The organism is Streptomyces sp. CB01635, assembly GCF_002803065.1.
Taxonomy (GTDB): Bacteria; Actinomycetota; Actinomycetes; order Streptomycetales; family Streptomycetaceae; genus Streptomyces.
Genome location: NZ_NNBL01000021.1, coordinates 126,138 through 146,416, shown reverse-complemented (window position 1 = coordinate 146,416; position 20,279 = coordinate 126,138). Strand labels below are relative to the sequence as shown.

Genomic DNA, 20,279 nt, shown 5'->3' with positions numbered 1-20,279 from the left:
CTCGGTGCCTTTCAGGTTTCCGCTCCGGCCTTTCGGCTTCCGCGTTTCCCTTTCCGGCGGTCCAAACACTATCAGCCATTTTCCGCCGCTCCGACCATGAACTCCTGCGGGCATGCAGAAGTCGATCAAAGCTAAGATCTGTCGTGATAGTTGCCGCTGAGCCACCAGGCACTCGAAAGTGCCGCTCGGCCTCAAGCGGGAGTACGACAGTACATGGGCGTGCAGGGCGGGCGCAAATCGTTTGCGTGCACCCTCTACGTCAGCCAACCGGTACCTCTCATGGGGAACCGGGACTTTTTATGACTTACGCTCTGAAACGGTACGCCGTCCAGGACATGCAGTGACGGCGACCATCAATCTCCACCCCTGGGAGGCTTGCCATGACCAGTGTGACGTCCCCGCTCGCCGGACGCGCCATTGGACTCTCCGCCGTTCCTGACCCGGTCTTCTCCGGTGCGATGGTCGGCCCCGGCACCGCCATCGATCCGGTGCGCGAGCCCTCGGCGGCTGTCGCGCCCGTCGACGGCATCGTCGTCTCTCTTCACCCGCACGCCTATGTAGTGGTGGACGATCAGGGTCACGGCGTCCTGACGCACCTGGGCATCGACACCGTTCAGCTGAATGGCGAGGGCTTCGAGCTCCTCGTCAACAAGGGCGACACCGTGCAGCGCGGTCAGGAGATGGTGCGCTGGGACCCGGCCGCCGTCGAAGCCGCCGGCAAGTCCCCGATCTGCCCGATCGTTGCCCTCGAGGCCACCGCCGAGTCCCTCTCCGATGTGATCGAGGACGGCAACGTCAAGTCCGGCGACGCACTCTTCAGCTGGAAGTGACGGGGGCCGTCGCTGGCGGCATGCAGGTCAACCACCGCGGCGGCTGGGCCCGCCGCACTATCGGAGACGGTGAGATGGAGACAACGCTGCGAGGCGTCGGCGTAAGCCACGGTGTGGCGATCGGCGAGGTTCGGCACATGGGGACGGCGGTTCTCGAGCCGCCGGCCAAGCAGATTCCGACGGAGGACGCGGAGCGCGAGCAGGGGCGCGCCCGTCAGGCCGTGGAGGCTGTGGCGGCCGATCTGATTGCGCGCGGCAATCTGGCGGGTGGCGAGGCACAGCATGTGCTCGAGGCCCAGGCCATGATGGCGCAGGACCCGGAGCTCATGGCCGATGTCGACCGACGTATCGCGGTCGGCAGCACGGCCGAGCGTGCGGTGTACGACGCCTTCGCGTCTTATCGGGCGCTGCTGGCCGGTGCAGGTGAGTACCTCGCGGGTCGCGTCGCCGACCTGGACGACGTGCGGAACCGGATCGTGGCGCGGCTGCTCGGAGTGCCGATGCCCGGTGTCCCGGACAGCGACAAGCCCTACGTACTCATCGCGCGGGACCTGGCTCCCGCGGACACGGCGTTGCTCGACCCGACGCTCGTGCTCGGCTTCGTCACCGAGGAGGGCGGGCCGACCAGTCACAGCGCGATTCTGGCGCGTGCGCTCGGGGTGCCGGCCGTGGTCGCGCTGCCCGGTGCGGGTGAGCTCGCCGAGGGCACGGTGATCGCAGTCGACGGCAGCACCGGCGACATCTTCGTCGATCCGAGTCCGGAGAAGCGGGCCGAGCTGGAGGCCGCCTCCGCCGCGCGGAAGGCCGCGCTGGCCGGGTCGTCCGGTCCCGGTGCGACGTCCGACGGTCACAAGGTGCCGCTCCTTGCCAATGTCGGCGGTCCGGCCGACGTTCCGGCCGCGGTCGAGGCCGGTGCGGAGGGTGTGGGTCTCTTCCGTACCGAGTTCCTGTTTCTGGACGACAGCAGCCGCGCTCCTTCCGAGGAGAAGCAGGTCGAGGCGTATCGGAAGGTTCTCGAGGCGTTCCCCGAGGGCCGGGTCGTGGTGCGCGTCCTCGATGCCGGTGCGGACAAGCCGCTGGACTTCCTGACGCCCGCGGACGAGCCGAACCCGGCTCTGGGTGTGCGTGGGCTGCGCTCGCTGCTCGAGCACCCTGAGGTGTTGCGTACGCAGCTGACCGCGCTGGCCAAGGCTGTTGAGGGCCTGCCGGTCTACCTCGAGGTCATGGCGCCGATGGTCGCCGACCGTGCCGACGCGAAGGCCTTCGCCGACGCGTGCCGTGAGGCGGGGCTTGAGGCGAAGTTCGGCGCGATGGTCGAGATTCCGTCGGCCGCTCTGCGGGCGCGTTCGATCCTTCAGGAGGTCGAGTTCCTTTCCCTGGGGACCAATGACCTGGCGCAGTACACGTTCGCCGCCGACCGGCAGGTCGGTGCGGTGTCCCGGCTTCAGGACCCGTGGCAGCCCGCGCTGCTCGACCTGGTCGCCCTGTCCGCGGATGCGGCGAGGGCCGAGGGCAAGAGCTGTGGCGTCTGCGGTGAGGCCGCATCCGACCCGCTGCTCGCGTGCGTCCTGACCGGTCTGGGTGTCACCTCCCTTTCCATGGGTGCGGCGTCGATTCCTTACGTGCGGGCGACGCTCGGCAAGTACACGCTGGCGCAGTGCGAGCGTGCGGCCTCGGCCGCCCGTGCCTCGGACTCCGCCGAGGAGGCCCGCAAGGCCGCTCAGGCAGTGCTTTCCGGCGAGTAGCCACAAGCCGGTTTGCCGTCGTGGGGCGCTTCACCTTCGTGGTGGAGCGCCCCACGGTCGTTTCAGTGGGTGTGCCCGACCTCGGGGCCGGTGTCTCCGAGATCGGGTGCCGCGCAGTAGTCGACGCCGGACTCGGGTGCGACGAGGTCGCCGGACTGGGCGTCGGTGCAGTAGGCGTCGAAGACTTCTGCCGCGGTGAGCGGTAGCAGGCGTTCGTCGCGCAGGCGCCAGCCTTGGACGCGGTCGTCCGTGTCCGGGGCAGTGGTGCGCATGACCAGGCCGCCCGGGCTTGCCGTGGCGATGCCGAGTGCGAGGACCGTGGTGAACTCGAGCGCCTCCTTCTCGTCGAGTCGTGTGCTGTCCTCGGTGCAGCGGTCGACGTGGAGTACCGACAGCACCGATTCCGCGCCGGTGGGAATGCTGCACACGAGGTGGTGGGCGCCGGTGCCTGCCGCGTCGAGGACCCGCGTCAGGAGGTGCGAGGCGCGGGCGAAGGCGTCCCTTCCGATGTCCCGGCCACAGGCGCCGCACGGTCCGATCCTGGCGAGGACGGACGAGGCGTACTCCCAGGTGGCCTGGCGGACGGCCTCGTCGACCAGGTCGGGCAGGAGGTCGGCCAGGGGCTGTCCCTCGTACGGCACGGTGGTGCCCATGACGGCGAGTTCGGCGGTGAAGCGGGTGCGGCTGGTGGGGGTGTCCGGTTCGAGGCCGGTCTCGGCGCAGAACTCCGCGTACTCCTCGGGGTCGAAGAGGGCAACGGTGGTGTGTCCGCCCTGCGCGGCGAGGGCCTGGAGGAGGTTCTCCACCTGCTGGAGGTACGTGTCGTGGTCGTCGAAGGCGAAGGTGCGGTAGCTCCGCATTGCCGTGAAGTCGCGTTCGTCGGCGAGCAGGCCGATGATGCCCGCGACTTCACGGCGCAGGACGCGTCGCATGCCGGCGTGCTGGGTGTTCTGGGTGTGCGCCATGGTTCCCCCTGGGAGCTGTAGTCAATGCTCACTCAGAGTAATCGTGGGCACTGACAGCGGCGGTGGAACCGGGTTCGGTCAGGGGCGGTTGCGGGCGATTTCCTCGTAAAAGCGCAGGAGTTCGACGCTGTCGACCGAGCCGAGGTTGACGGCCTTTTCGAGGGGGGTGCCCTGGAGGAGGCGTTTGACGGGGACCTCGATGCGCTTGCCGGTGAGGGTGTGCGGGACGCCTGGGGCTTCGATGATGTCGTCGGGGATGTGGCGCGGGGAGAGGTTCTCGCGGATGGTCTGCTTGATGCGGGCGCGGAGGTCGTCGTCGAGTACGGCGCCGGGCGCGAGGTGGACGAACAGAGGCATCCAGTAGCCGCCGTCGGGCTGTTCGAGGCCGATGACGAGGGACTCGCGGATTTCGGGGAGGCGTTCGACGGCCTCGTAGATGTCGGCCGAACCCATGCGGACGCCCTGACGGTTCAGGGTGGAGTCCGCACGGCCGTGGATCACGACCGAACCGCGGGAGGTGAGCGTGATCCAGTCGCCGTGCCGCCAGACGCCGGGGTAGGTGTCGAAGTAACTGTCGTGATAGCGGCTGCCGTCGGGGTCGTTCCAGAAGCGGATCGGCATCGAGGGCATGGGGTTGGTGACGACGAGTTCACCGACTTCGTCGATGAGCGGTTTGCCCTGCGGGTCCCAGGACTGGAGGTCCGTGCCGAGGCAGGGGGCCTGGAGTTCGCCGATGTGGACGGGCAGGGTCGGGACGGCTCCGGCAAAGCAGGAGCAGACGTCCGTGCCGCCGCTGACGGAGGCGATCCAGAGGTCTTCGCGCACCTCGTCGTGGAGCCAGCGGAAGCCGTCCGGCGGGAGCGGCGAGCCGGTCGTGGCGACGCACTTGACGCGGGACAGGTCGTGGTCGCGCGAGGGGTGGACGTCGGCCTTGCGGCACGCCATGACGTAAGCGGCCGAGGTGCCGAAGAGGGTGGCTCCGGTGCGTTCGGCGACGGCCCACTGGGCGCCGGTGTCGGGGTATCCGGGGCTGCCGTCGTAGACGACGATCGTGGTGCCCGTGAGGAGGCCGGAGGCGAGGAAGTTCCACATCATCCAGCCGGTGGACGTGTACCAGAAGAACCGGTCGCCGGGGCCGAGGTCGCAGTGCAGGCCGAGCTGTTTGAGGTGCTCGATGAGGATGCCGCCCTGGGACTGGACGATCGCCTTGGGGAGTCCCGTCGTTCCTGAGGAGTACAGAACCCACAGCGGGTGGTCGAAGGGGACGGCTTCGAAGACGGGCTCAGTGTCGGCGGATGTGAGCTCCGACCACTCAAGGGCCCCTTCGGGGGCGTCCGTGCCCAGCAGCGGGATGTGGACGACCGCGCGGAGAGTGGGCAGTTCGGCGCGGAGTTCACCGACCGTGTCGCGGCGGTCGTGCTCCTTGCCGCCGTAGCGGTAGCCGTCGACGGTGAACAGGACGACGGGTTCGACCTGCTGGAAGCGGTCGAGGACACTGCGGGCGCCGAAGTCGGGGGCGCAGGACGTCCAGACTCCGCCGACGGCCGCGGTGGCGAGGAGGGCGACGACGGCCTCGGGGATGTTCGGCAGGTAGCCGCTGACGCGGTCGCCCGGGCGTACGCCGATGGCGCGCAGTTCGGCGGCGAGCGAGCCGACCTGGCGGCGCAGTTCCGCCCAGGTCACGGGGCGAGGTTCTTGTGTCTCGTCCACGTGGAGGATGGCCGGGCTGTCCGCGCGCTCGGGGTCCGTGGCGGTGCGCAGGGCGTGTTCGGCGTAGTTCAGGGTGGCGCCGGGGAACCATTCGGCTCCGGGCATGGAACGGTCGCCGAGTACGCGCGCGTACGGGGTGGTGAACCGGATGTCGAACCAGTCGGCGACAGCCTTCCAGAACGTGTCGAGTTCGGTCACCGACCAGCGGTGCAGCGCTTCGTAACCGCCGTCGGCGGGGGCTCCGTAGTGTTCGGACGCCCAGGCCTGAAAGCGCGTGATCTGCGCTTCGGCGATGAATTCCTTGTCGGGCTTCCAGAGCGGCGTCGGATTCGCTGCGGACGGCATGGGGCGGCTCCCGGATGTACGCGTGGTGTGCGTCGGTCCCGCGCACGGGCCGGTGTGTGCGCGTGACGCGGCTGACAGGGACGATGCCACGTGATCGACTTCCGCACCAGGTTGCGCCCCACATAGTCCGTGTCGTGAAGATGTGCTGCCACCACGGATGAACGGCAGTTGAACGACTCACTATTGCGCGCCCCGCAATGACAGGGTGAGCAGCATGAACGGTCGTGACCTGGTACGCGCGGTGAGGGCGGTTGGCTTGGTGGGTGCGGTCCAGGGTTTGCGGGCGGTGCGCTCCTCGTGGCGCAGGAAGCGGGCCGATGCGGTGGGTCTGCGGCGCCGGGGGCCGGAACGGGCGCGGGTGCCGGGTCCGGTGACGGGGGCCGAGCCGGCGCCCGGTGGTGGTGTCGTCCGGTTCACGCGGTCCCGACTGCGGATCACGGTGACGGTGACGGGCGCGGCCTTCTGGGGCTGGGACGGGGCGGACCCGGAACCGTCGTACGCACTGGCGGGTTCATGTCCGCAACCGGATCCCCGGGCTGTCCTGGAGCCGGACAAGGACGGCGGCTGGCGGGTGGTGGCGGAGCGGGTGACCGTCGTCGTGTCGCGGCACGGCGCCGTCTCCGTGTGCACTCCGGGGGGTGTGGTGCTGCGGCGTGATCTGCCGCCGCGTTGGTGGGAGCCTGTGGGCGGGGGCGAGGCGCGGTGGGTGCAGCGGTCCGAGGTGGCCGCCGACGCGCGGTTCTTCGGGCTGGGCGGCCGGGCCTCGGGGCCTCGGCTGCGGGACGGCGCGTACCGGCTGTGGAACACCGATCCGGGCGGTTCCTTCGGGCCTGGTGACGATCCGCTGTATCTGACCATGCCGGTGCAGATGGTGGTTGCCGACGCCGGCACCCATCTGGTGTTCCACGACAACTCGTGGGACGGCACGGTGACCCTGTCGGAGGGCGCGGAGGGCGCCGGTTCCGGGCACGACCGGGCGGGGACGTGCGAGGTCCGGATGGAGGGCGGGCCGCTGCGCTGCTGGGTCATGGTGGGTGCCCCCGCGCGCGTGCTGCGCGCGTGGACGTCGCTGACCGGTGCGCCCGCGCTGCCGCCGGCCTGGGCACTCGGGTATCAGCATGCGCGCTGGGGCTTCGGCGGGGGGCACGAAGTGCGGCGGATCGTCGCGGGCTACCGGGAGCGGGGGCTTCCGCTCGACGCGGTGCATCTGGACATCGATCATCTCGACGCGTTTCAGGTGTTCACGGTCGACCAGGAGACGTATCCGGGGCTCCCGCGGCTCGCCGAGGAGCTGCGCGGGGAAGGTGTGCGGCTGGTGTCGATCGTCGACCCCGCGGTCAAGGCGGAGGCGGGTAACGCCGTGTACGACGCGGGAGCGTCCGTGGACGCCTTTGTGAAGGACGCTGCGGGGAGACCGGTACGTGGCGTGGTGTGGCCGGGTGAGTCCGTATACCCCGACTTCACCGACCGCGCGGTGCGCAAGTGGTGGGGCGGCCTGTACGAGGAGCGGCTCGCCCAGGGGTTCTCGGGGTTCTGGCACGACATGAACGAGCCGGCGTCGTTCGCCGCGTTCGGTGACCCGACGCTGCCCCGTTCGGCACGGCACTCCCTGGAGGGGCGGGGCGGTTGCCATCGGGAGGCGCACAACGTGTACGGGCTGTGCATGGCACGCGCCGGGTACGAGGGGCTGCGTGAACTGCGGCCCCAGGAGCGGCCGTTCCTCTTCTCGCGCTCGGGCTGGGCGGGGATGCAGCGCTACGGAGGGACGTGGTCCGGGGATGTGGCCACGGGGTGGCCCGGTTTGCGCGCGTCGTTGTCCCTGGTGCTGGGCCTCGGGTTGTGCGGAGTGCCGTATTCGGGCCCGGACGTGGGCGGGTTCGACGGTGATCCGTCTCCTGAGCTGTATCTGCGGTGGCTCCAGCTGGGTGCGTATCTGCCGCTGTTCCGTACGCATGCGGCGCTGCGGGCGGGGCGTCGGGAGCCGTGGGAGTTCGGTGACGAGGTGCTGGGGCACGCGCGCGTGGCGCTCGTCGAGCGCAGGCGGCTGCTGCCGTACTTCGTGACGCTGGCTCATCTCGCGCGGCGTACGGGCGCTCCATATGCGCGGCCTGTGTGGTGGGGAGCTCCGGAGGACAGGGAGTTGCGGGACTGCGAGGACGCGTTCTTGTTGGGTGACTCCGTGTTGGTGGCTCCGGTCCTGGAGCCGGGTGCGGACCGGCGGGCGGTGCGACTGCCGCGTGGGCGCTGGTACGACACGGAGAGCGGGCAGGCTCACGAGGGGCCCGGTCAGGTTCTGGTGGACGCGCCGCTGTCCCGTGTTCCCGTCTTCGCGCGGGCGGGCGCGGTGATCCCGGTGCGGGGCGAGGACGGGGAGTTGTGCCTTGAGGTGTGGGCTCCGGCGCAGGGGCGTACCGGCGGCGGGGTTGTCGTGCCCGACGTCGGTGACGGCTGGCAGGCACCGGACGTTCAGCGCTACACCACGCGGTGGAGCGGGGGCAGTGTGGTGGTGGAGCGGCAGGACGAGGGAAGGCCGGCCGAGCCCGCGTACCCGGTGCGGATCCGCGGGCTCTGAGCGTTCAGAGGGCTGGGGAGGTCATGCGGCTGCGCGCGTCACACGTAGCGGCCCTCGAACCAGGCGCGGGCGGCCAGGGTGTGGAGAGGGAAGGCGAGTTCGGCCGGGCGGCGCAGGAGGTGCCAGCCTTCGGTCTCGTCAGTGACGGCGGGCTCGGGCAGTTCGGCGGCCGGACGTTCCGGGAGGAGGCCGAACAGGAGCAGGTGTCCGTCGGGCGAGCTCATCGCGTCGGCGAGGCGCACGTCGCGGCTCGCCGCCTCGATGCCCGTCTCCTCCTTGAGCTCACGGACGACGGCGTCCTTCCAGTCCTCCCTGTGGTCGACGAACCCGCCGGGCAGGGCGACTCCCCCGCGCGCGGGGGCGATGGTCCGGGTGATCACGACGAGAGCGGAACCGCGGCTGTCGTAGACGGCCTGGAGGGCGACCGCGACCGGCAGGGGGTTGCGGTAGCTCACGTCGGCGCAGGCCGGGCACGTGCGCGGCCATCCCGAGACGTCGGGTCCGTAGGCGGTTCCACAGCTCGAACAGTGAGAATCCGGAACGGCGTTGGTTATGTGGTGGGGTGCTGACACGCCGCGGACTGTATCCGATCGCGAAGCGCCGCTCTTCCCTGGCCACCCTTGATCCTGATAGATGCAGGGTTCATGACACGAACAGCAACTGCCCTACGCAGACTCGCCGTCACCGCTGCCGCCGCGCTCCTGTGGACCGCCGCCGCTCCCAGCGCCGCGCAGGCGAAGCCCGAGCCCAAGGCTCCCGCGCAGTTCGTGGCGCTGCGGGACGTCGACCCGACGATCATCCAGGAGATCCGCTACATCACTCCGCACAACTTCGTCGGGGCGCCTGTGGACGGCTACGAGAAGCCGATGTGCATCCTCACCGAACCTGCCGCGAAGGCGCTCCACAAGGCGCAGGCGGGGCTCCTGAAGCGGGGTTACTCGCTGAAGGTGTACGACTGCTACCGGCCGCAGCGGGCGGTCGACCACTTCGTGCGCTGGGCCAAGGACCTCGACGACCAGCGGATGAAGGCGGAGTTCTATCCGCAGGTCGACAAGACGCGACTGTTCGCCGACGGATACATCGCGGAGAAGTCCGGGCACAGCCGGGGCTCCACGCTCGATCTGACCGTCGTGAAACTGCCGGCGGTGCCCACGCGCGCGTACGTGCCCGGTGAGCGGCTGGCGCCCTGCTACGGGCCGAAGAAGGACCGTTTCCCCGACAACTCGGTGGACATGGGTACGGGCTTCGACTGTTTCGACACGCTCGCCCACACCGATGACCCGCGGATCCAGGGGGCGCAGCGGGCGAACCGTGACCTCCTGCGGGGCGCCCTGGCCGCGCAGGGGTTCGTGAACCTGCCCGAGGAGTGGTGGCACTTCACGTACAAGCCGGAGCTCTTCCCGGACACGTACTTCGACTTCCCCATCTCGCGGCGTTCCCTGAGCGGCCGGCCCATGGCACACTTCTGACGATCCATCAGATCTGCTGGTGTTCTGGTGGCGTCGTCGGAATCCAGCGCGGGAGGGGCCTTGTCGCGTACGCGCACACCTGTCGTGGCCGATTGGTTCACCGGGGAGGGAGAGGACTTCCGGCTGCTCGGCACGCGCTGCTCGGCCTGCGCCTCGGTCTTCTTCCCCCGCGAGGACACCTTCTGCCGCAACCCCGGCTGCACCGGAGGTGAGCTGCTCTCCGTGCCGCTCTCCCCGCGCGGCCGGGTCTGGTCGTACACGGACAGCCGGTACCGGCCGCCCGCGCCGTACGTATCCGATCCGGAACTTCCATGGCAGCCCTACGCGTTGATCGCTGTGGAGCTGGAGGCGGAGCGCATGGTGGTGCTCGGGCAGGCGGTTCCCGGAGTCTCCGTGGCCGACCTGGAGGTGGGCATGGAGGTGGAGGTCGTGCCCGGCGTGCTCGACGAGGACGGGGACACGACCTGGACGGCGTGGCACTGGCGGCCGACGGGGGTGGCGGCATGACGGACGACGTGGCGGTGCTCGGGGCGGGCATGCACCCCTGGGGCAAGTGGGGGCGCGGATTCGTCGAGTACGGGACGGTGGCGGCGCGGGCGGCGCTCGCCGACGCCGGGGTCGACTGGCGCGACGTGGACTCCGTCGTGGGCGCGGACACGGTGCGGGGCGGATACCCGGGCTATGTGGCGGGCGCGACGTTCGCGAAGGCGCTCGGCTGGCAGGGCGCGCGGGTCGCGAGCGTGTACGCGGCGTGCGCCTCGGGCGCCCAGGCGGTCAACGCGGCGCGTACGCAGATCCTCGCGGGGCTCGCCGACGTCGTGCTCGTGGTGGGTGCCGACGCCGCTCCCAAGGGGTTCTTCCGGCCCGCGGGCGGGGACCGGCACGACGACCCGGACTGGCTGCGGTTCCGGGTCCTCGGCGCGACCAACCCGGCGTACTTCGGCCTGTACGCGCGTCGGCGCATGGCCGTGCACGGGGACACGCTGGAAGACTTCGCGCAGGTCAAGGTGAAGAACGCGGCGGCGGGCGCGCTCAATCCGAATGCCCGGTACCGCAAGACGGTGACGGCCGACGAGGTGGCCGCGTCGGCGGTCGTCGCGGATCCACTGCGGCTCCTGGACATCTGCGCCACGTCCGACGGGGCGGCCGCGCTCGTGCTGTGCGGCATGGAGTTCGCGCGCAAACACGGAGTGCGCAACCCGGTGCGGATCCGCGCGGTGTCGACGGTCACGCCCACGTATCCGAACACGGTGCTCGACCTCCCGGACATCGCCACCGACTCGGCCGCGGCCGTCGAGCCGGACGGTGTCACCTTCCGTGCCTCCATCGCGCGGGCCGCGTACGAGGAGGCCGGAATCGGCCCGGAAGACCTCTCCCTCGCCGAGGTGTACGACCTGTCGACCGCTCTGGAGCTCCAGTGGTACGAGGATCTGGGGCTCTGCGGCGAGGGCGAGGCGGCGAAGCTGCTGAGGGAGGGGGCGACGGCGACGGGCGGGCGCATACCCGTGAACGCCAGTGGCGGACTCGCGTCCTTCGGAGAGGCGGTCCCCGCACAGGCCATCGCCCAGGTCTGCGAGCTGACATGGCAGCTGCGCGGCACGGCGGGCGCCCGGCAGGTGGCGGACGCGCGCGTGGGAATCACGGCGAATCAGGGACTGTTCGGGCACGGCTCGTCCGTGGTCGCGGTCCGCTGACCGGCGGCCTCCTATGGATCCGTACGCTGCGTGTTCGGCCGAAAAGGGTGCGTGAACAGCTCGTGAACTGCGCCTGGGCGCGCGCCGGGGGCGCCATTATGCTTCCGTGCCTTCCTGGACGGACGCTCTCCGTTTCGCCTTCCAGCCGGTCGTCAACCTGACGACCGGCGCCGTGGCGGCCCTGGAGATACTCGCCCGTCCGGAGGTCGGCGACGTACTGGCACAGGCCCGGCGCGACCCTGAACTCGACGGCCGCCTTGCCGCGTTGGCGGTGCGCTCGGCGGCGCAGCGGGAGACGCTGCTGCCGCTGCACGTCAATGTGTTCGCGGGGACGGTGGCGGACCTCGGTGGTCTCGCCGCACTCCGGGACGCTGTCCGGGACGTGGGGCGGCTGCCCTGGGAAGTGACGGTCGACATCGGTCCCCCGTTCACCCACGTGCCGCATCGGGCGCTCCTCGAGGGGGTCACGACCCTGCGCGAGGAGGGCTTCCGGATCTGTGCGGACGGCGTCGGTGACGGCGACCTGCCACTGCGGCTCCTGTTCGACCTGGCGCCGGGCCTCGTGAAGCTCGATGCGTCGCTGCTGTCGCGTCGCGCGTCGGTGAGCGCGATGCGGACGCTGTGCGAGGGGCTGGGCGCGCTGCTCGCCGTCGAGGGCGTGGAGACGGAGTTGCAGTGCGGCGCCGCTCGGGAGGCCGGTGCGCAGCTGGCCCAGGGCGAGCTGTTCGCGCCGCCGTCACGGCTGCCGGCGGCCGATGTGTACGTCCCGGCTCTCACTCCCCCGGTGGCGTCGCCGCCGCCTTCGGGGCCGCCGGTGCGCCAGTTCGTGCGGCCCGCCGCATTGCTGCCCGCATCGGCCTCGGCGGGGCGCGTACGCGCCCTGCTCACCGGGTCGCCCGACGTGTCCGGCGTGCTCCTGGTGGACTCGGCGGGCGCACCGGTGCGCTCGGTGCAGCGGGACCGCTTCCTGTTGTCCCTGTCGGGCCGCTACGGGCACGCGCTCTACGCCGACCGGCCGGCCGCCCGCCACGGTGACCGGCCGCGCACGGTGGGCGTGGACGCCACCGCCTGGGAGGTCCTCGACGTACTCGCGGACGGCGAGCGCAGCCGTACGGCCGACGACGTCGCGGTCGTCGACAAGCGGGGCCGGTGCGTGGGCATCGTGCGGCTCGCCGATCTCGTGCGCGCGCTGGCCGAGAGCCGGGTCGAGGAGGCGGCGGCGCTCAATCCGCTGACGCGGCTGCCCGGTTCGGACGCCATCACGGGCGAGGTGGACCGGCGGATCGCGCAGGGGCGCGGGTTCGCCCTGAGCTGGCTGGACATCGACGGGTTCAAGCAGGTCAACGACGGGGCGGGGTTCGCCGCGGGTGACGATCTGATCCGTGAGGTGGGCAGGTCCCTGGAACGGGCCGCGTCGGGGGCGACCAGGGTGGGGCACATCGGGGGCGACGACTTCCTGGTCCTGGCCGATCCGGACGCGCTCGATCCGCTGGCGTCCGCGGTACTCGACGTGCCCTGGGCGGCAGGCGGGCGGCCCGTCACGATGTCGCTCGCCACGGTGCTGTGCGCGGCGGGCAGCGTCGCCGACCACCGGCAGGCGGCCGCGTCGCTGGCACCGCTCAAGCAGGCCGCCAAGGCGCTGCCGGGGGCGAGTTGGGTCATCGGCCGCTCGGACACGCAGGGGCACGAGGTGCGGCGGGGTATGCGTTCGGGGGCGGCCCCGGTGTCCGGGGCCGCCTGGGCGGGGACAGGACCGCGCGCGGAAGCGGAATCGGGCCGGGCAGCCACGGGATGAAGCGGGCGCGGGCCGTACGGGCGGGCGCCGCCAACCGTTCCCGTCCGCGACCTTGACGCTCCATCACGGCCGGTGAACACTTCCCCGTGTCAGTCGGCATCGCCGCACGTCGTCCCACCGCCGCTCGGGGCCCCAGCCTGTCCGTCGGGCTTCTCCTGTCGCGTCCAGGCAGGTCAGGGCCTTCTCTCTGCGGCGATACGAGCGATCCGACTGAGCGGGAACGCTTGTCGCGGGCGCCGGGCGGGGCGCGGGAACGCCTGCCGTCGGCCGTTGCAGCCAGAGCCATCCAGAACCAGCCATGGAAAACGCACCCTGCACTGAGGACCGGGGCGTATCGCTCCGGGCGAGGGCCTAGGAGCCGCCATGAGCAATGGAGACATCTTCGTCGGTGAGGTCATCGGGACCGCGATCCTGATTCTGTTCGGCGCCGGCGTATGCGCCGCGGTCACGCTCAAGCATTCCAAGGCGAGAGCCTCGGGATGGGTCGTCATCGCGTTCGGATGGGGCTTCGGCGTACTGGCCGGGGCGTACACCGCCGCGCCCCTGTCCGGGGGCCAGCTCAACCCGGCGGTGACGATCGGCATCGCCGTGGACACCGGCAAGTGGGACAAGGTCTGGGTCTATCTGCTCGGCCAGATGGTCGGCGCGATGCTGGGCGCCGTGCTGGCCTATCTCGTCTATCTGGCCCAGTTCAACGCCAACGTCACATCGGAGTCCGCCGACGGCGAAGCAGAAGACGACGGGCCCACTCCGACGCTCGGGATCTTCTCCACGACCCCCGAGATCAACAACCCCGTGGCCAACCTGATCACCGAGATCATCGCGACCGTCGCCCTCGTGCTGCCCATCCTCGCGTTCGGGCTCACCAAGGGGCTCGGGGAGTCCGGCACGACCGTACTCGTCGTGGCATTCCTGGTCGTCGGGATCGGTCTCTCGCTCGGTGGGCCCACCGGGTACGCCATCAACCCGGCGCGCGACCTCGGCCCGCGCATCGTGCACTCGTTCCTGCCGATCCCCAACAAGGGCACGTCCGGCTGGGGTTACGCCGTCATCCCGGTGGCCGGGCCGCTGATCGGCGGCGCACTGGCGGGGCTCATCTACAACGTGGCGTTCTGACCGCGGCCGCGCAGCCGCCACGCCGCTTTCGCGTCCCCGCGCGCGGGGACCTCGGACGAAGACGAAGGGGAGTCGCATGCCCGACAACGATGAGAAGTACGTCGCTGCCATCGACCAGGGCACCACGTCGAGCCGCTGCATCATCTTCAACCACGGCGGCGAGATCGTCGCCGTCGACCAGCGCGAGCACCGGCAGATCTTCCCGAAGCCCGGCTGGGTGGAGCACGACGCCACCGAGATCTGGTCCAAGGTGCAGGCCGTGGTCGCCGGCGCGCTCGCCAAGGCCGGGCTGCGGGCCGACGACCTCAGCGCGCTCGGCATCACCAACCAGCGTGAGACGACGGTCCTCTGGGACCGGGCCACGGGCCGGCCCGTGCACAACGCGATCGTGTGGCAGGACACCCGTACCTCGGCGCTGTGCAACGAGCTGGGCGGCACGGACGGGCAGGACCGCTTCCGGGAGCAGACCGGTCTGCCGCTCGCGAGCTACTTCTCCGGGCCCAAGGCGGCCTGGCTGCTCGACAACGTGCCGGGGCTGCGCGCCCGCGCCGAGCGGGGCGAGATCGCGTTCGGCACCATCGACTCCTGGCTCATCTGGAATCTGACGGGCGGCACGGACGGCGGCGTGCACGTCACCGACGTCACCAACGCCGGGCGCACCATGCTGATGAACCTGGAGACGCTCCAGTGGGACCACGGGATCCTGTCGGCGATGAACGTGCCGGAGGCGGTGCTACCGGAGATCAGGTCGTCGGCCGAGGTCTACGGGACGGCCGTCGGCCAGCTCTCCGGCGTGCCGGTCGCGTCCGCGCTCGGCGACCAGCAGGCGGCGATCTTCGGTCAGGCCTGCTACGACACGGGGACGGCCAAGAACACGTACGGCACGGGCAGTTTCCTGCTGCTCAACACCGGGAACCGGCCCGTCCCCTCGAAGAACGGGCTGCTCACCACCATGGGGTACAAGATCGGCTCCGAGGCTCCCGTGTACTGCCTCGAAGGGTCGATCGCGATCACCGGCGCCCTGGTCCAGTGGTTCCGCGACCAGCTCGGGATCATCCGCACCGCCGACGAGATCGAGACGCTCGCGGCGAGTGTGAGTGACAACGGCGGCGCCTACATCGTGCCGGCCTTCTCCGGCCTGTTCGCGCCGTACTGGCGCTCGGACGCGCGGGGTGTCATCACGGGGCTGACCCGGTACGTCACCAAGGCCCATCTGGCGCGGGCGGTCCTGGAGGCGACGAGCTGGCAGACGCGCGAGGTCGTCGACGCGATGTACCAGGACTCCGGCGTGCAGATCACGACGCTGAAGGTCGACGGCGGCATGACCAAGAACAATCTCCTGATGCAGCATCAGGCGGATGTCCTCGGGGTGCCGGTGATCCGGCCTCGGGTGTCCGAGACGACGTGCCTGGGCGCCGCGTACGCGGCCGGGCTCGCGACGGGGGTGTGGAACGACCTGGACGAGCTCAAGGCGCACTGGCAGCGCGACGCGGAGTGGACGCCGGCGATGGACGGCGGGACGCGTGAGCGCGAGTACCGCAACTGGCGCAAGGCCGTGGAGAAGAGCTTCGGCTGGCACGACGACGAGGCGTGACGGTCGGCGTGCGCCTCTTGTGACTGGCACGTGGTCCTGGCGAGGGCCACGCGCGCGTGGACGACGGTCCGCACCCCGGTCGGCGAGGGTGCGGGCCGTTCCCATGCGTTCCGTTCCCATGCCGACCGTTCCCATGCGGTCCGTTGCCATGCGGTCCGTTGCCACGCGGTCCGTTACCGCGCCGACGGATCAGGTGGTGACGGGCTGGCGGCGGCGCGCACCCACGGCCATCGCGTGCTCGACGACGCCGATGAGGACCTCCTTGACGGTCTCCTTCTCACGCGCGTCGCACATCAGAACGGGCACGTCGGAGTCGAGGTCGAGGGCCTGGCGTACGGCGTCGGCCGGGTAACGGGCCGACCCCTCGAAGCAGTTGACGCCCACCACGAACGGTATGGAGCGCCGCTCGAAGTAGTCGACGGCGGCGAAGCAGTCCTCCAGGCGGCGGGTGTCGGCGAGAACGACGGCTCCCAGGGCGCCGGTCGCCAGCTCGTCCCACAGGAACCAGAAGCGGTCCTGCCCGGGCGTGCCGAAGAGGTAGAGCACCAGGTCCTCGCGGAGCGTGATCCGCCCGAAGTCCATGGCGACCGTGGTGGTGTGCTTGCCCTCGACGCCCCGGGTGTCGTCGAGCGGGCGGCCCGCCTCACTGAGCAGCTCCTCGGTGCGCAAGGGCTTGATCTCGCTGACCGCACCGACGAGCGTCGTCTTGCCCACGCCGAATCCGCCGGCCACGAGGATCTTGAGCGTGACGGGCTCCACGGGGGGCTTGCCGCGCTCAGAACGCCCGAAGATCATGGGTCTCTTCTCCTGCCTCACTGCTGTCGCTGTTGTCGTTCCCGGCGGGCGGCGGCGGACCGTATCCGCCGCCTCCGGGGGTTTCGATGACGAGTACGTCTCCGGGGAGCACGTCCGCCGAGTCGCTGCCGGCGAGCCGGTCGACCGTGCCGTCGGGGTGCTCCACGGAGTTGGTGCCCAGGGCTCCCGGCCCGCCGCCCGCCATGCCGTACGGCGGGACTCTGCGGTGCTGCGAGAGCGTGGACACGGTCATGGGTTCGAGGAAGCGGAGGCGGCGTACGGCGCCGTCGCCGCCGCGCCACCGTCCTGGGCCCCCGCTGCCTCGCCGCACGGCGAACTCCTCGAGCAGGACGGGCAGTCGCCACTCCAGGACCTCGGGGTCGGTGAGCCGCGAGTTGGTCATATGGGTCTGTACGACGGGCGCTCCGTGAAAGCCGTCACCTGCCCCGGAGCCCGAGGCCACGGTCTCGTAGTACTGGTGGCTCTCGTTGCCGAAGGTCACGTTGTTCATCGTCCCGGAGCCCTCGGCCTGGACGCCCAGGGCCGCGTAGAGGGCTCCGGTGATGGCCTGGGAGGTCTCCACGTTGCCGGCGACGACGGCGGCGGGGGGCTCGGGGGCGAGGAACGAGCCCGGGGGGACGACGATGTGCAAGGGGCGCAGACAGCCGTCGTTGAGGGGGATGTCGTCGTCCACGAGGGTGCGGAAGACGTACAGGACGGCCGCGTTGACGACGGCGAAGGGCGCGTTGAAGTTGGTGGCGAGCTGTGGCGATGTGCCGGTGAAGTCGACGGTCGCGCCGCGCTGTTCGCGGTCCACGGTGACCCGGACGCGGATCGTGGCGCCGGAGTCGGTCTCGTAGGCGAACTCACCGTCCTGCAGGGCGTCGACAACGCGGCGCACGGCCTCTTCGGCATTGTCCTGGACATGCTTCATGTACGCCTGGACGACGTCGAGCCCGAAGTGGTCGATCATGCGGGCGACTTCGTCGACGCCCTTCTGGTTGGCGGCGATCTGGGCGCGCAGGTCGGCGAGGTTGGTCCGCGGGTTGCGGGACGGATAGGGGCCGCCGGTGAGCAGGCGCAGGGTCTCCGTCTCGCGGAAGCTGCCCCCTTCGACGAGAAGCCAGTTGTCGAAGAGGATGCCTTCCTCGTCGATGGTGCGGCTGCCCGCGGGCATGGAGCCGGGGGCGATGCCGCCGATCTCCGCATGGTGGCCGCGCGAGGCGACGTAGAACAGGAGCCGCTCACCCTCCGTGTCGAAGACCGGGGTGATGACGGTGACGTCGGGGAGGTGGGTGCCCCCGTGGTAGGGGTCGTTGACGGCGTAGCTGTCGCCCGGCCGCATGCGCGTGCCGCGGCGGCGGATGACCTCCTTGACGCTGGTGCCCATGGATCCCAGGTGGACAGGGATGTGGGGGGCGTTCGCGACAAGGCTGCCGTCAGGGTCGAAGAGCGCGCACGAGAAGTCGAGGCGCTCCTTGATGTTGACCGACTGGGAGGTGGACTCCAGGCGGGCGCCCATCTGTTCGGCGATCGACATGAAGAGGTTGTTGAAGACTTCGAGGAGTACGGGGTCGGCTGCCGTGCCGATGTCGGAACTCTCCGTGACCGCCGCGCGTTCCATGATCAGGTGGCCGTCGTCCGTCACGGCCGCCCGCCAGCCGTCGTCCACGACCGTCGTGGAGCCGGACTCGGCGATGATCGCGGGTCCGGTGACACTTTCGCCGGGCGGCAGTTGGTCGCGTCGGTGCAGGGGCACGTCGCGCCAGGCCCCGCCGGTATGGAGGCTGACGGTCTCCGGGGCGGCGGGCGGGGCCGAGCGGGGTGCGAGGGCGGACAGATCGGGGGGTGCGGTGAGGCCGGTTGCTTCGACGGAGAGTGCTTCGACGACGAGAGGGCGGTCGAGGGTGAAGGAGTAGGTGGCGCGATGGCGTTCTTCGAAGGCGGCGCGCATCGTGTCCGGGTCCGTGAGTTCCACGGTGAGCGTGGTGTCGGTGCCGTCGTAGCGCAGTTGGGCCCGGCGGGTGACGCGGATGCGGTCCTCGGGCACGTCCTCGGCGAGGAGTTCGGCGCGGGCCGCGCCCTCCAGGTCGTCGGCGGTCTTGTGGACGTGCGGCATGGCGGACGGTTCGAGCGGTGCCTCGGCGGACTGCTCGCGCATGGCGGTCGTGTCGGCAAGACCGATGCCGAGCGCGGACAGGACTCCCGCCATGGGCGGTACGAGGACGGTGCGGATGCCGAGCGAGTCGGCGACTCGGCACGCGTGCTGGCCACCGGCCCCACCGAAGGTGGTGAGGGCGTAGCGGGTGACGTCGTGGCCCTTCTGGACGGAGATCCGCTTCACGGCGTTCGCGATGTTGGCGACGGCGATCTGCAGATAGCCCTCCGCGACCTGCTCCGGGGTGCGGTCGTCGCCGGTGCGGTCGCGGATCTCGCGGGCGAGCGCGGCGAAGCGGTCCCGTACGAGGGTGTGGTCCAGGGGCCGGTCGCCCTCGGGGCCGAACACCCGGGGGAAATGGGCGGGTTGGATGCGCCCGAGGGCCACGTTCGCGTCGGTGACGGTGAGCGGGCCGCCGCCGCGGTAGCAGGCGGGTCCGGGGTCGGCGCCCGCGGAGTCGGGGCCCACGCGGTAGCGGCTGCCGTCGAAGTGGAGGACGGAGCCGCCGCCGGCCGCGACGGTGTGGATGTCGAGCATGGGAGCGCGCAGGCGCACGCCGGCGATCTGCGTGGTGAAGACGCGCTCGTACTCCCCCGCGTAGTGCGACACGTCCGTGGACGTGCCGCCCATGTCGAAGCCGATGACGCGGTCGAATCCGGCGAGGCGGGAGACCCGGGCCATGCCGACGATGCCGCCGGCGGGGCCGGACAGGATGGCGTCCTTGCCGCGGAACTGCCCGGCCTCCGTGAGCCCGCCGTTGGACTGCATGAACATGAGGCGTACGCCCGTGAGTTGGTCCGCCACCTGCTGGACGTAGCGGCGAAGGACCGGCGACAGATAGGCGTCGACAACCGTCGTGTCCCCGCGCGGGACGAGCTTCATCAGGGGGCTGACCTCGCTGGAGAGCGAGATCTGCGGGAAGCCGATCCGGGCCGCGAGGGCGCCGATCTGCCGCTCGTGGTCGGGGTACAGGTGGCTGTGCATGCAGACGACGGCGAGGGCCCTGATCCCGTCGTCGTACGCCTGGCGCAGCAACACTTCGAGGGCGTCCGTGTCGAGGGGGGTGAGGACGGCGCCGTGGGCGTCGATGCGCTCGTCGGCCTCGATGACCCGTTCGTGGAGCAGCTCGGGCAGCTCGATGCGGCGGGCGAAGATGCGGGGCCTGTTCTGGTACGCGATGCGCAGGGCGTCACGGAAGCCCCGGGTGACCACCAGCGCGGTGCGTTCGCCCTTGCGTTCCAGGAGTGCGTTGGTGGCGACGGTGGTGCCCATGCGGACGGAGTCGACGTGGGCGTGGCCCGACTCGCCCTCGCTGTCGAGAAGTTCGCGGATGGCGGCGACGGCGGGGTCGCGGTAGCGGGTGGGGTTGTCGGACAGGAGCTTGTGGGTGAGCAGGCGTCCGCCGGGGTGCCGCGCGACGACATCGGTGAACGTGCCGCCTCGGTCGATCCAGAACTGCCAGCCTGTCACGCGCGTCTCCGTTGTTCGCCC

General features: G+C 70.7%; 14 protein-coding genes. 9 read left to right on the top strand and 5 right to left on the bottom strand.

All coding sequences use genetic code 11. The features are described 5' to 3' along the window. Positions 1-380 precede the first annotated feature (380 nt). Positions 381-830 (top strand): PTS sugar transporter subunit IIA, encoded by a 450-nt coding sequence (locus CG723_RS34830; protein ID WP_100597514.1) that lies wholly within the window; start codon positions 381-383, stop codon positions 828-830. 74 nt (positions 831-904) lie between these two features. Next, positions 905-2,575, top strand: a complete 1,671-nt coding sequence (gene ptsP / locus CG723_RS34825; RefSeq protein WP_100597522.1) for a phosphoenolpyruvate--protein phosphotransferase — start codon at positions 905-907, stop codon at positions 2,573-2,575. A 62-nt stretch (positions 2,576-2,637) separates the two neighbouring features. Here the strand turns inward: ptsP and CG723_RS34820 are convergent, their stop codons facing one another. Both CG723_RS34820 and CG723_RS34815 read right to left on the bottom strand, forming a co-directional pair. Beyond that, on the bottom strand, positions 2,638-3,540 hold the full coding sequence (locus CG723_RS34820; RefSeq protein ID WP_100597513.1) for a hypothetical protein: 903 nt from the start codon (positions 3,538-3,540) through the stop codon (positions 2,638-2,640). 78 nt (positions 3,541-3,618) lie between these two features. After that, positions 3,619-5,595 carry an acetoacetate--CoA ligase gene (locus tag CG723_RS34815; protein WP_100597512.1) on the bottom strand — a complete coding sequence of 659 codons (1,977 nt, stop codon included), beginning with the start codon at positions 5,593-5,595 and terminating at the stop codon, positions 3,619-3,621. Between the two features lie 214 nt (positions 5,596-5,809). On the opposite strand from CG723_RS34815, the gene CG723_RS34810 reads away from it, so the two are divergent. Beyond that, complete coding sequence (locus tag CG723_RS34810) at positions 5,810-8,167, top strand: glycoside hydrolase family 31 protein (RefSeq protein ID WP_100597511.1); 2,358 nt, start codon at positions 5,810-5,812, stop codon at positions 8,165-8,167. Between the two features lie 38 nt (positions 8,168-8,205). On the opposite strand, the gene CG723_RS34805 is transcribed toward CG723_RS34810, so the two are convergent. Next, positions 8,206-8,739, bottom strand: a complete 534-nt coding sequence (locus CG723_RS34805; protein WP_100597510.1) for an NUDIX domain-containing protein — start codon at positions 8,737-8,739, stop codon at positions 8,206-8,208. A gap of 72 nt (positions 8,740-8,811) precedes the next feature. Between CG723_RS34805 and CG723_RS34800 the strand changes: the two genes are divergently transcribed. The 6 genes from CG723_RS34800 to glpK all read left to right on the top strand — a co-directional run bounded on the left by CG723_RS34800 (position 8,812) and on the right by glpK (position 15,835). Beyond that, positions 8,812-9,636, top strand: coding sequence for a M15 family metallopeptidase (locus CG723_RS34800; RefSeq protein WP_100597509.1), 825 nt, complete (start codon positions 8,812-8,814; stop codon positions 9,634-9,636). Between the two features lie 60 nt (positions 9,637-9,696). Further along, positions 9,697-10,143 (top strand): Zn-ribbon domain-containing OB-fold protein, encoded by a 447-nt coding sequence (locus CG723_RS34795; protein ID WP_100597508.1) that lies wholly within the window; start codon positions 9,697-9,699, stop codon positions 10,141-10,143. Next, complete coding sequence (locus CG723_RS34790; protein ID WP_100597521.1) at positions 10,140-11,330, top strand: lipid-transfer protein; 1,191 nt, start codon at positions 10,140-10,142, stop codon at positions 11,328-11,330. Before CG723_RS34795 ends, CG723_RS34790 begins: the two co-directional genes overlap by 4 nt. Before the next feature lie 106 nt (positions 11,331-11,436). Further along, positions 11,437-13,125, top strand: a complete 1,689-nt coding sequence (locus tag CG723_RS34785; protein ID WP_100597507.1) for a GGDEF domain-containing protein — start codon at positions 11,437-11,439, stop codon at positions 13,123-13,125. A gap of 363 nt (positions 13,126-13,488) precedes the next feature. Then, entirely contained in the window at positions 13,489-14,241 is a 753-nt protein-coding gene (locus CG723_RS34780) for an MIP/aquaporin family protein (RefSeq protein WP_100597506.1), read from the top strand. 76 nt (positions 14,242-14,317) lie between these two features. Next, entirely contained in the window at positions 14,318-15,835 is a 1,518-nt protein-coding gene (glpK, locus tag CG723_RS34775; protein ID WP_100597505.1) for a glycerol kinase GlpK, read from the top strand. Positions 15,836-16,024: 189 nt separating this feature from the next. Here glpK and CG723_RS34770 read toward each other — a convergent pair whose 3' ends face one another. Then, positions 16,025-16,630 carry a GTP-binding protein gene (locus CG723_RS34770; protein ID WP_100597504.1) on the bottom strand — a complete coding sequence of 202 codons (606 nt, stop codon included), beginning with the start codon at positions 16,628-16,630 and terminating at the stop codon, positions 16,025-16,027. Beyond that, the gene (locus tag CG723_RS34765) at positions 16,611-20,258 is read right to left on the bottom strand and encodes a hydantoinase B/oxoprolinase family protein (RefSeq protein WP_100597503.1); all 3,648 of its coding nucleotides are present in this window, start codon (positions 20,256-20,258) and stop codon (positions 16,611-16,613) included. The genes CG723_RS34770 and CG723_RS34765 overlap by 20 nt, the downstream gene beginning before the upstream one ends. Positions 20,259-20,279 lie beyond the last annotated feature (21 nt).